We start from the raw sequence: 13068 nt of genomic DNA, 5'->3' as shown, positions 1-13068 counted from the left end.
CTTGATTGCTCTAACCTTTCCTTGATTGCTCTAACCTTTCCTTGATTGCTCTAACCTTTCCTTGATTGCTCTAACCTTTCCTTGATTGCTCTAACCTTTCCTTGATTGCTCTAACCTTTCCTTGATTACCTAAACCATTCCTTGATTACCTAAACCATTCCTTGATTACCTAAACCATTCCTTGATTACCTAAACCATTCCTTGATTACCTTAACCATTCCTTGATTACCTTAAACTTTCCTTGATTACTCTAACCTTTCCTTGATTACTCTAACCTTTCCTTGATTACTCTAACCTTTCCTTGATTACTCTAACCTTTCCATGATTACTCTAACCTTTCCATGATTACTCTAACCTTTCCTTGATTACTCTAACCTTTCCATGATTACTCTAACCTTTCCTTGATTACTCTAACCTTTCCTTGAGTAATCCAACCCTTATTAGGTTTGATTAGTGATTTAATATCAACTACTAAAATGTATCTAATGTGTTAGGCTTAGCTTTACCTGGAATCTGATCTACAACGCATTTAAAACCTGTTGTTCTAGAAGGAACAAGTGTGTCATGACCAGTGTCAGTGGTTTTCCCACCATTTATGGCTGCTGTTTCTGAAAACGTAAGCTTAGTATTAGAGAGCTCTTTAAGTTTTTTCTTATTAATGGCTAAAAACATTGTTTGCCTCATTATTGATAAAAACGAAGAATTAGTTTTATTAAAAATGTTGTGATTTAACTGCATTCAAACATGAGCCAGCTTTAAAAGCTGGACCTATAATAGCGAGGGTTTATGAAAATTGTCATGAGGGATTAGTTACAAATACCTGATAGCGCAAACTCACCTTTCAGTAACTATTTCAAGCGCTCAAGTAAAACAACCTCATTACTTCTTAACCTATGAATTTGAAGGATAAATTTTTCAAAATCTTGATTTTTAATAACTGAAAATTCGAAAACAAAACTATCATCAACCGAGTTTCCATCAAAAAAAACTGTCTCTTTTTGTGTCTCTATAGAGTATTTTACAAGGTCATTTCCTGTAGTGTAGTAGATATTATTATCCATATAACGCCAGTTAATATAAGGATGACCTTTCAAAGAGAGTAGTAGTTGAGAAGTCCCTTCAGTAGGGTCAAATAAGTGAAGGTTATTGTAAAAATCTTGATAAATGATTTTATTAGCGGAGGATTTAAAAACTCGACGAGCATCATTATGAATGATTTTTTGAAGCTTTTCGTTCTCTAAATCCAGTGTCCAAATGTGCTGCTCACTTTGATTACCTTCTAAAATCAATAAAAGCTTTGTTTTGTTAAGCCATGCTAAGTGAACAATTCGATTTTCTATCTCAAAGCTGTCTACCACTTCATTGTCTTCAGGCTTATATAAAACAACTTTATTTCTCTGATATAAAGCCATTCGCCTATCGCTTTTATTGAAATCCCCGCCTACTAGACTATCCATATTCAATGCGCTTGGTAATACAGATAGCTCTCCATTCCAATAAGAATTCAGCATTAAACCTTCATTATCAGTGAAAAAATAAAAACCTTTCTCACTAGATATAGGTGAAAATTCATTAATTCTCGTATCTGTGACCTGCTCAAATGTCTTGGTATCAGAGCTATAAATATAAATGTCAGCATCTGAAGATTTAGTAGTCGCAATAAACATATCGCTACTCACAACGATATTGCTATAGTTATTAGATGAAACTGCTGTTTTTTTCAAAGAAGATAAATTCGTATCATAAGAAAACAGCTGCTGTGATTTAGCCTCGTACCACAGAAGCACTTGCGAGTTATTGCTCCATTCGACCCTATTAATTCTTGCATTAGATTCATGAATTTTCCTTTGCATACTGCCATCCGGGTTTGCGATATGTATTTGGCTGTTCCCTGTTTGCATCCTGACGAATGCAATTTTTTCTTTGTTAGGTGAAAGGGAGACAAACCTCTCACCATAAGAGTCAATATTTGGGGAAGTCACTTGAAACTCCTCGCCAGTTTCTAAGTCTCGCGCAACAAGTGCAGATAAACTTGGAACATTTCTATAGCCAAACTTTGTATAAATCATTCTGTTGTGCTGTTCATCCGTGACCATGCTCAAGATATATTGTGAGTCACAATCTAATACTTTTTCTTTAAGAGAAATCTCATTACTCACCTTAAAATCTGCACGCCAAATCTCACAAATTTTCAAAGCGTTATTTATGATTTGATAATAGATACTATTGCTATTCGAAGCCCAACCGATCGGGTAACTATCATGTTGCTCAGAAATGATTTTGGTGTTTTTATGCGTATCTAAATCAATGAGAAATATTTCATCAATCCCCGTTTTCACATTTTCTTTTGTTACGGCTAACTTTTCATTTGAGGGAGAGGGACTTAGAAAGAAATAAATACTGTCATCTGAGATTGAGAGTTTTTTGGATTCAAATTTGATGGGGCTAGGTTCCTTTATGAACCAATAACTAGCTACTGAACCAAATACGAGAATTGCTAGAATTGATAGAAAAAACTTAATTGAGAAAATTTTAAAAAGCTTTATTTGCGCGCTTGAACTCTTCTCTTGTTCGTATGAAGTTAAAATAGGTTCGATATGATGATCTTGTTGCGCATTTTCTTCTAATACCTGATTAAAACGTTTATCTTCATCTTCGAGTTTTGTTTCTCTAACAAACTCCACATCGCCGACAAAGCTATAACCTTTTTTGTAATGCGTTTTAATTAAAATTTGTGCACTATCAGAAGATTTTAGGATCCTTCTTAAGTCTGATATAGCTTTATTAATTGCGTTATCATCCACATAGTGGTTTTCCCAGACACTACTGATGAACTCATCTCGTGAAACGATACGATTAGGATTCAGAACAAAGTAACAGAGAATTTTGTAGTTAAGTGGCGTTAGCTCTTGCGTCGTACCATCGCTGACTAAGCTACAACTTCTTGTTAAAAGCAACCAGTCTGCAAATTTAACCTGAGTAATATTAGCATCTAACAAAATCACACCACCTTTTTAACTAAGCAGCATTATTATAAATTTAAAATATTGCATATCAATCAGTTATTCATACTTTGATACACTCAATAGCAAATCTATGTAAATGAATCATGTAACTTATTCAGCAATCACTCAGGAAAACATAAGCACTAGAAAACCCCAAAACACAAATTATGTTAAATTGACTGCATTATTAATAATTTAATAGTGTACCCACCAAAAAATTATCAATAACGTTAGTTTAATCTTTGGGTAAGCATTAAAAGAACAGAGTAAAACTTGTTACTAACACCCCATAACCTACTAAGTAGAAATAGGCCGAGCTAGATGAAATCGCACCAAAAATCTTTTTTGGTAACCATATTAAACTAGCCGCAGTATTTGTCGGGTAAAATGCAAACATCACACTCACAAGACTACCTAAAAATGTGAGTAAAGCGCACACCCAAGCGATACCAACCCCGACTCCATTATCAAAAATTAATAGGGCAATACACATAGCTAGCAATGCGTAACCTGTATACCTAAAACTAGATTCTAGTTTATTGTTTCTTTTAGGAAAATATGAGATTTGCTTATTGTACTTCGGCATTGCAAGCAATAAGAAAAGCAACGTATGAAACATAATTAACATCGAGAAAAGTATAATCATGATACATGGCCCCTTTTAAAATCAGGGCCTGCTAAGTGTTCTTGTTGGTTAACTTTTACATTGAATATTTTATTTAGATAGTTACCTAAGACAAAACATGCCATTGCAACAGTAATACAAACTGCATCTACCCCAACAAATACCCAATTTTGATTTAGTACACTAAACAGTAAATTGTGCTCCGTAGTAATAGCATTCACTATTGGCACTAAAGCGTACAAAAAGCCCGTCAAGAAAGTTAAGCTGACCCAAGCGCTATCCGCTTTTTTGGCAATAGACTTTGAAATTGCAACTAAAATAAACGCTGAGAAAGTAATAAATAGCGTGTTCACTTCCCACAACGCACGTTCAGATAGCTCTAATGGCAGTACCCTATTAGCAATCAAATACATAGCAATACCTGCAGGTAAACCTAACAAAAAAGCTAAATTGAGTCCTTCAGTAAACCGATAGCCAAAACTACCACCGCCATTTTTTTGGGCTTTAGTCCTTCTCTTTACAGTCCATAGCACCATACCAGAGGCAATCATGCCAGTACCCAGTAAACCTGTTAAAAAGTAAAGCCACCTTAGAGACGTTGACGCAAACAGGCCTTCATGTAAAGAACGAAGTACGTAATAAAACGACTTTGAAGACTCGTGACCTATTTGCGCTTTGATTAGTTCACCAGTGTTTGCATCAAATACCCATTTATCTCTGCTGTCACTTAAGTTTTTGTGAACACTACCAGCTTCGAAAATGGCATTTTTATCGCCTAAATTCGACACAGAAAGCCATGCTAGAGGCTTGCCAGCCATCTTTTGTTTTGCTCGCTCTAATAATATTCTTAACTCTAAGGAGTGTTCACTAATACCAGACGCTTTGACACTTGTACGACTGAAATACTCTTTAAAAAACGCATCTCTGCCTTCTTTACCCTCGCCATAATGCGCGTTCATAATGAGTGGCATTAGAGTATAAAGAAGTAACAAAAAGCCCGTAAAAGTGATCATGAAATGAAAAGGTAACGACATAACACTCATCAAATTATGTCCATCTAACCATGCTGTTGGCTTTTTACCACGTCTGAAAGTGAAAAACTCTTTGAAGATTTTCTTGTGGATCACAACGCCTGTGATCAAAGCCAAAAACATAAACATGGTCGCAACACCGACAATATAATAAGCAATTTTTGTGGGGATATATCTAAGTCGATAATGCATTCTATACAGAGTTTGCCCACCAGCCGTCGCACGTGGGTTTAACTCCTCACCAGTATAAGGGTTTAACTTTATGCGTTGGCGCTTATTATCTGCATCACGGTAAGAAATCGTTAAGAACGGCTGCGTTCTGTCAACAGGGAAACTGACTGAATAGTTTTTTAAATCAGCACCCTTAGTCGCTAAAAACTGTTCAAGTACTGGCAACGAATCATCAGCAGTTGCAGAAAATGTAGGTGTTTGAGGCGTCATCCAATCATCGAGTTCGTCATCAAAATAGCCAACGGTGCCAGTTAAAAAGATAAAAAACAGCACCCAGCTTAGTAACAGTCCAACCCAAGTATGCAACCAGGCCATTGATTGTCTAAATGCGCTTTTCATAAAACTTCACCGAAATTTAAAAGCAACCAACAAATAGCGCCTAAAAAGAGAATTAAGATAGAAAGAAAACTCGCGGCTTTTTTAAGATTATTCACCCCGAAAGACCACATAACTACAGCTGGAAAAACAATAAAAACCAGCATGGTCGACCATGCAACTGCATGCATTTTCTCAATTGGGAGTAAAAACGACACGCATAAACACAACAAAATCGAAAAAGCAGAGCCACCAATCACAGCAAGTAACGTTCTATTCATTACTTCTATTTTGTGGGTATCAAAAACTAAGCGCATGACAATCCGAGGAAAAACACAAGAAGCAAAATGATAATAATTCTCAATTTTTATATCAATAATTTATTTGCAATAATCATGATTAAGTGCAACTTTTACAAATGTAACAGCTGTAAGGTGGTGTAATTGCTTAGTAACTCAATATTAGCCACACTAATGTGGCTTTTATGAATGGATGAATAAAAGCGGGTAACACTGTCGTTCACCCACTAAGTTGACGTTGTATTGCAACACTGTCTCTTAGAGCAAATAAGCTACTTAGTTATAGCCTTACCAATTCATTTTGGTAAGGCTTTTATATCTCAATTAAATTTAATGAGACGCTGAAGTATTTTGGTTAACCTTGTCATAGTCGGCTTTACGATCTGTATGATAAATAACGGTGTATTCGAACCAATTTAGTATATTTGTGTATAGCTGGTTGTTTGGGTCCAACTGTGAAGCACTCCATTCTTTATTAAGTACCGAGCAACGTTGTTTTAGCTCCGTATTTAACACTGAGATGAGGTCATTTTCAGTCTGAGTTAAAGAACTAAAATATTGAACATAAGCAAAGCTAGAGGCATATAAAGCACTACGATTTTCTAACCAATGCCCACTTGGTTCTATCAGCTCTTTAAAACTAAGTGGTTCGCCAAGATGTCTACTTCGCTGTGCCCATTGTTCATAATCTACAAATAATTCTGGCGTTTTATGATCAACATAATGTGCAAAATATTGTGCTAACCCTTCTTGCGCCCAGCGATGCATATAACCAAATTGAACAAAATTAATTGCATGAACAGACTCATGCACCAAAACCTGAAGTAAACGCGTGCCCAATATTTGATGTTTGTCATTATGAGGGATTTTTACAAATCCAGTATGTAACCAAGGTAAGTAAACACCTTGCACTTTTGCTGACTCTTCAGCGTCATGTTTAGCAAGCGCATTAAAGTACTGAGTGTGATTAAGGGCCAATTTAATATTTACATCTGTTTTGAAAAGCTTTTCAGGACCTAACCATTTTGAATATGTTTCATAGACCCGGTCAAGGTAACCCCGCATTTGAGTTTTTATCCATTTTTCAGTGCCTTCGTTATAAACCGAAGAAATAGAATACTCCCTGCCATTATGCAATATCACTAAATTTAAATCGTAATAATCAGAATAGACTCGATTTGTTTGCTGAGTGTCAGGGTCATATTTTTCTTCATAAGTTAAAGGTGTTAATTCCATATCTTTACAAAGCCTTTCTTGGACTGGAGAGACCTCAACCAACTCCCAAGGGTGAGGCTCATGTGCTGTAAAAGAATGGTCTTGCTCTACAAACTTCTTCCCTACTCGAGTGACTTCTTTACTATTCTCTTTCGAATCAATAGGCAGCTTTAATGTGTTTGGTGGTAGCGATTGCTCAACTTCAATATCATTTATCTGTACTTCTGAACTTTCAGTTATGTCAGTTTGGTTTTCTTGATGTGAGACTGATGTGATAAAAAGTTGCACAAGAACAACTAACGCGATAATGATTATCGCAACAATTGAAAAAACACGAACTCCTACCCTATTGTTATCACTCATATAATTTTGCTAGCCGTTTAAATCATGAAAGTAACTATATAGACTCCAGCCAAAATAAACCAAAGCTTTGCGTTGTTACGCCTTAGAATTCCATCTATAAAAGTGTTTTGAAACCTTACCAAAACTATACCAAATCAGTTAAGTTTATGTAAAAATTAAATAAATCACGTTTTTGTCATCTTTTTTCTCAGCTTTATCACTTCTTTCTATACAAATACTTTCACTATGACTCCTGTGTTTAATCAACTTAGCAGTCGAACCATGGGCAATATCAAACAAACAAAATTTAAGCTATCAGCTTTCACCAAACACTTTGCTATTTTAGGGTTAGTAAGTTCACCATTTATATATGCAAGCGATATTTCGAACTATCAGAATAGAAGTGTCAGTCCTCCTAAAATAATAAGCTCACCAGAAATCGACGGCATTATCACATCATCTGAATGGGAAAATGCGCTAGTTATTGATGACTTTGTCGAATTTCGCCCTGAAGTTGGTCAAGCGCCCGACCACCCAATTAAAGCATTCGTCGCATATGATGATGAGTATTTTTACGTTGCAGCTCATATTACTCAACCTCATAACACCATAACAGATAGGCTACTAACCCAAGGCAGCAATGCTTGGAATGAAGATTATTTTGGTTTAGTGCTAGACACAAACTACGACAAATCTGATGCCTACCTTTTCCATGTCACGCCTTCAGGAGTAAAAATTGATGGTCTAGTCGACGGCTCGAATTACATAGAAGAGTGGAAAACCATCTGGTATGCCAAAACAAAGAAAACTGACAAAGGCTGGGACATTGAAATAGCCATTCCAATGCAGTCAATTTCATTTGATGAAACCAAACCGAGCTGGGGTCTGCAATTAAGATATAAAAGCTCAAAACCATACCAGCAATATTATTGGAACCTCAATAACACACAAGACAGTCCGTGGAACGCAAACCAAGTTGGTGAAATCAAGTATATTAGTGGGATAAAGCAAGGTAAAGGCATTGAAGTTCGAACAGGTCTCAGTGTAAACAAAGTAAGTGATGATTCAAACTTTGAGCCTAGTATGGACATTGGGTATAAATTTACCCCAAATCTAACGGGGTTACTCACGCTTAATACTGATTTCAGTGGAACAGAAATTGATGCCCAAGACGTTAACATGACCCGTTTTAGCAGCTATTTCAATGAACAAAGAGATTTCTTCTTGCAAGATGCTCAACTATTCCAATTCGGTCAATTCGCGCCATTTTCAACTAACGGCATGCCATTTTATTCACGTCGGATCGGTTTAAGTCCGCAAAGCGAAGTATTAGATATAAATTGGGGCACAAAATTAACTGGCCAAGTCAGCGAAACGCAACTTGGTGTTTTAAGCGTGAATCAAGATAGTGCACATAACAATGAAGAAAGTAGTAGCACGCAATTAAGTGTTGCTCGAGCAAAACAACTTATCAATAAAAATCATTCATTTGGCGGCATTTATACACAAGGGTCATCAACGGGTAATGATGATTCAACCATAGGTGTTGACTATAGTTATAACGATATAATTTTTGACGACCAGAGTATCCGATTCAACACTTGGTACAACGATGTAGATAATGAAATGGCAACAGGCGATGACACAGCATCTTATGGCCTGCAATTAGAATTACCAAATGATACCTTTTATTGGCGTACTCGTTATCAACACATTGGTGAAGATTACAACCCATCTCTAGGCTTTGTTAGCCGTAAAGGTATTGAGTATAGCGAACATGTTACTCACTACAGAGTTAGACCGAGCGAAGGCGTATTATCAGAGCACCTAAACTTTTTCATGTTTGTAGCAGGTCGTTTTGCAACTCATGATTTACAGGGTGAACTATTAAGCGAACGCATAACATTTCAACCACTCAGTTTTCAAACCAAAAATAGTGACAGTTTTAGAATTGCTTACAACCGGAAAACTGAAAAGTTAGTACAAGACTGGGCATTTTCAGATTCAATTAGCTATAAAGCAGGCGAGCATCAATTTGATAGCTGGCAATTCGTTGCAAGCACTGGCACACAAAGGCCTTTTTACACTACTTTCACCGTTAACTATGGCGAACATTTTAGTGCCGACCTAGTCGATTACTATGCGAACTTATACTATCAACCAAATCGTCATGTTTACTTAAATGTAGGTCGCGGTAGTTATTACTATGAGCAAAGCAACAATAAGTATGCAGTACACCGCAGTCATATTCGTTTAAATGTCGCTATTAATGCCGACTGGTCTTGGAACACATTATTGCAGCACAACACGAGAAGTGAGCGGTTTTCATTATTCAGTCGTTTACGATATCAAAGCGCACCTGATGAGCTTTATCAAATCAGCATAGCTAAAGGGTATGACGTCAGTGAAGGTTGGTCTGACAGAGTCGAAACCAATGATGAAACAAGTCTAAAAATAAACTACATCCATCGCTGGTGATTTGAATAGCAATAACAAAAGGGCTTAAAACTGCCCTTTTATTATTGAGATTTAATAGTCACTCACAAATATAGAAACCCACCAGTACAAAGTAACGCTTGATATTCAAATAAATTACTGCGCAAGAGTTCTATGCACTTCACTGCTTAAATGCACTAATTTACTGTGCACAAATCTGCCACCTTTGGCTGTAAGTTCACGATCTATATCGAATGGAAGAAAATGAGGTTCAGCGCCAATCGTTAACTCAACCCCCATCCACTTTCCCCTTTGTTCACTTGGATATAGAAATTGATTTTCGTCGATCACAGCTGCCAATACAGGAATTGGCTCATTTAAGCTCACTAGCTCAGACGCTTCATCAATCAAGCCATCTATAGTATTTGCGTCAAATATTGAGGAAAGTGGTAAATCATAAAGTGTTCGCTCGTTCACAATCATGATTACATCTCTACCACCACTTCGTTTCGACATAACCCGATTAATTGCAAAACGGTCGCTGCCAACCAAGGTGTGCACCTTTTGCATTTGCGTATTATAAATATCAACGCGCACCTGTCCGTTTTCTCTCACTGACACTGCAAAAAGCTGATTGCTTAACCAGTCTAAGCTTAAAATATTGCCCGTCACTGAAATCGTTCTATCAGCCAGGTTCTTATCAGCTGCCAATAACCAAATAACTTTGCTTTCCAAGCTCGTTATCCACTTATCATCTGGAGACAAAGCCAAGCCATAAAACCTTAAGTAGGCATTAAAATCGCTCACTCGCTCAGCTTTACTTTGCGCTGATTGCTTATAAATTTGTGTTTTACCCGAACGTTTCGAGAGAAAGTATAAATCGTCAGATGTGTTTGCAAATGCAGGGATAAAGTCATAACTACTCGAGTTGTCTATTTCGAAATCAATACCTGAGTTTTCAGACTTGCTGAGCCATTCAATGTTATAGTCAGCAGCTTCAGTGGTAAATACAAAGTCATCATTTACGTTGATCCGTTCGATATTACAGCAAATATAGTCACTAAAACTGGCCACTAGCTTAGGCTTAACATCGGTCTCTAAGCTTTGATAAAGTAACTGAGTCGCTGGCGGCGCATTCGTGTAAATTACCCCTTTTTTATCGTGCGACCAAGCCACATTGTTAGAGCGGTAAGGCATCGTAAACTCAGGACTTATGTGTGAACGTGCCTTATTTTTATCTTCAAACGTAAGCTCAGATTCTTTTACAGTAATATCTGATAAAGGCAATTTGAAAACACCACTGTGGCCAATCGCCGTATGGGCTAATAAAACAACGTCATCACCTGCAATTTCGAACCGTGACGGTGTCCATTTTTTTGCTAAATTAAGTGAAGCTGTTTTGAACTCAACGTCATCAAAGTGCGCATATGAAAGGCTATTCGCTTCATAGCCTTGGCTGCTATGGTTAATAAAATAAATACTATCGGTATTTGCAGCATACTCGTTATCTCGCAGTATGCGCTTTGGACATTCAAGTTGACTTTGCTCAGTGATCACAAAAGCACCTGACTCAACAAGCCCCTTGAACCAACCACATTTACCTGCTTTATTTGCTCTCACAACTAATTGCCCACTTTTATCAAAACCAAGTAGATACGTAATCGATGAGAATGGAGTAATGATTGACTGAACAGCATCTTTCCCTAAATCAACTGACCCCTTAAAGAGCTGCCCTTCACCTTCAGTGAAATTAATAAAAAGCACAGACTCTTGATCTAAAGTCACAACCGGCGATTGTTTGACTCCTGTCATACGAGTTAGCGTTTGCGTATGACCATATTTAGGCTCAGGTTGATTATCTGAATAGGCAACATAGCTCATAAGTACTACGAACGAACACAAACATAAAGACGCTACAATCTTCGGCCAAGTTGATTTTTGTGCGCTTTTTGAAAAAGAATCATACTGCTCAAGGGACTCAAGATGGTCTTTTTCAACTTTAGATGTAGGCTCTTTAATTTTTGCAACAAACCGATACCCTTGCTTAGGCACCGTTTGAATATATAAAGGTGACTTGGGGTTGTCATCCAACGACTTTCGAAGGTTTGCTACTAGCTTATTAATCGCATTGTCACTGACAATAACTTGTTTCCAAATTGCTTGTTGAAGCTCATCCCGAGAAACAATACGCTCAGGGTTAACAATAAAAAATTCAAGCAAAGCGAGCTGGCGAGGATCTAGCTCAACAACCTTACCTTCTAGCGTTAAAATTTGAGTGGTTTGGTTAAACTCACAACAACCAAACTGAATAGACGACATAAAACGATCCCTATAAAACAAGCAAAGCCACTTTAGTTGATTAAAGCGGCTTTGTTAATAGTTTTGGGACAAACAAATTCTTAATTATAATTGCGTAAAACTAATGCATAATTTTATCTGTCTTTCAAAAAGCTTCATTGCGCCAACCAAAAATGACCTTGATTTCTCCGGTGCTAAAAATTAGTTATTCCAAACATAGCTTTAAGTTCTGTAAAACGTGTAAAGTAAGAGCATAACTACCCTAACAATCTTTTATATGACCAACAAATACGCTTGGCTTTCAAGTGAAGAAACCAAAAAAGCCTTAAAGTTAACTGATTGCCAACTTATGCATAAACGTGAACGAGGTGAGTTAAAGTTTGAAAAACGTGGTCGTGCTTTTTTCTACTGGATTGAGATAAAGGAATAATCGCAACTATGATATTTGACGACTTACTTACTACCCTGAATAATAACCAAGTTTCTGAACCTCAAGGCTTTCAAGCCTACATTAAAAAGCTAAATACTCAAGCAAATACAGCAGCTTCTATTTCTGTTGATTCGATGAAAAGTCTGAAATCAAACCTAAAAAAAAGCAATACAATGGTTCTTCGGCTTGGAAGTCGGGCTAGTGACAAACAGACTTATTTTTCATTGGTAAAAACACAGAACGTTAGAGACTTCTTCTTTGATGACCAAGAATTATTTGCAGCTCTAAAGCCTGAACTTTTTCTACCAGCTGTTTCTATTCGTAGCCTTTTTGCATTTCAATTATTACCGAAAGTAACCGAAACGTCAGTGGTAAATTTAGCTTGCGCATCGGGGCTATTAAAAGAAGCCCTTTCTTTAGATGGTGAAGCTTCGATAATAGTACCAGCAACAGGACAAAGTACTTTTACTTTTAAATTTAAACCAATAGATGACCAAGATATCGTTCTTGATCATAATAACGGACAAGTGGAAATTGATGCTGTTTTTGTAGGTAAGCGAAGTGGGAAAGAACACCTATTTGTTATTGAAGCAAAGCATGGTGACAAATTCGATTCTCTTGCAAAACATAAATTGCTTTACCCATGCCTTAGTCTGTTAGAAAAACTGCCTGCTAGTATGCCAATTGTGCCTGTATATTTAAGAAGTATTAGAACAAACAATGGCATAGACTTCTTCTTCGCTGAATGTAGCCCATTTGTAAATCAACAAGATGCGCTATATAGTTTAAATACGCTTAAGCCTTGTAAAACACAAGCCCATCACTTAGCAAATTATTAAAA

The 13068-nt window shown here is 36.9% G+C and carries 10 protein-coding genes; 3 read left to right on the top strand and 7 right to left on the bottom strand.

Features of this window, described 5'->3' with window-relative positions:
- Positions 1-471 precede the first annotated feature (471 nt).
- From ABMY35_RS19050 to ABMY35_RS19025, 6 genes are all read right to left on the bottom strand, one after another.
- On the bottom strand, positions 472-672 hold the full coding sequence (locus ABMY35_RS19050; RefSeq protein WP_349287660.1) for a hypothetical protein: 201 nt from the start codon (positions 670-672) through the stop codon (positions 472-474).
- A gap of 176 nt (positions 673-848) precedes the next feature.
- On the bottom strand, positions 849-2999 hold the full coding sequence (locus ABMY35_RS19045) for a winged helix-turn-helix domain-containing protein (protein ID WP_349287659.1): 2151 nt from the start codon (positions 2997-2999) through the stop codon (positions 849-851).
- Between the two features lie 259 nt (positions 3000-3258).
- A complete protein-coding gene (locus tag ABMY35_RS19040) occupies positions 3259-3651 on the bottom strand; it encodes a DUF3325 family protein (RefSeq protein WP_349287658.1) in 393 nt (130 codons plus the stop codon).
- The gene (locus ABMY35_RS19035; RefSeq protein WP_349287657.1) at positions 3648-5231 is read right to left on the bottom strand and encodes a PepSY-associated TM helix domain-containing protein; all 1584 of its coding nucleotides are present in this window, start codon (positions 5229-5231) and stop codon (positions 3648-3650) included. The genes ABMY35_RS19040 and ABMY35_RS19035 overlap by 4 nt, the downstream gene beginning before the upstream one ends.
- Complete coding sequence (locus ABMY35_RS19030) at positions 5228-5524, bottom strand: hypothetical protein (protein ID WP_349287656.1); 297 nt, start codon at positions 5522-5524, stop codon at positions 5228-5230. The genes ABMY35_RS19035 and ABMY35_RS19030 overlap by 4 nt, the downstream gene beginning before the upstream one ends.
- A gap of 312 nt (positions 5525-5836) precedes the next feature.
- Positions 5837-7084, bottom strand: a complete 1248-nt coding sequence (locus ABMY35_RS19025; RefSeq protein WP_349287655.1) for a hypothetical protein — start codon at positions 7082-7084, stop codon at positions 5837-5839.
- Positions 7085-7345: 261 nt separating this feature from the next.
- On the opposite strand from ABMY35_RS19025, the gene ABMY35_RS19020 reads away from it, so the two are divergent.
- Positions 7346-9541, top strand: coding sequence for a DUF5916 domain-containing protein (locus ABMY35_RS19020; RefSeq protein WP_349287654.1), 2196 nt, complete (start codon positions 7346-7348; stop codon positions 9539-9541).
- 114 nt (positions 9542-9655) lie between these two features.
- Here ABMY35_RS19020 and ABMY35_RS19015 read toward each other — a convergent pair whose 3' ends face one another.
- Positions 9656-11818 (bottom strand): winged helix-turn-helix domain-containing protein, encoded by a 2163-nt coding sequence (locus tag ABMY35_RS19015; RefSeq protein ID WP_349287653.1) that lies wholly within the window; start codon positions 11816-11818, stop codon positions 9656-9658.
- Between the two features lie 256 nt (positions 11819-12074).
- On the opposite strand from ABMY35_RS19015, the gene ABMY35_RS19010 reads away from it, so the two are divergent.
- The gene (locus ABMY35_RS19010) at positions 12075-12227 is read left to right on the top strand and encodes a hypothetical protein (RefSeq protein ID WP_349287652.1); all 153 of its coding nucleotides are present in this window, start codon (positions 12075-12077) and stop codon (positions 12225-12227) included.
- 8 nt (positions 12228-12235) lie between these two features.
- Entirely contained in the window at positions 12236-13066 is an 831-nt protein-coding gene (locus tag ABMY35_RS19005) for a hypothetical protein (RefSeq protein WP_349287651.1), read from the top strand.
- The last annotated feature ends 2 nt before the right edge of the window (positions 13067-13068 follow it).

Origin of the sequence: Pseudoalteromonas sp. BZB3, assembly GCF_040104455.1 — a bacterium.
Lineage (GTDB): Bacteria > Pseudomonadota > Gammaproteobacteria > Enterobacterales > Alteromonadaceae > Pseudoalteromonas.
The sequence above is the reverse complement of the archived record's forward strand: the minus strand, read 5'-3'. Positions and strand labels throughout refer to the sequence as shown.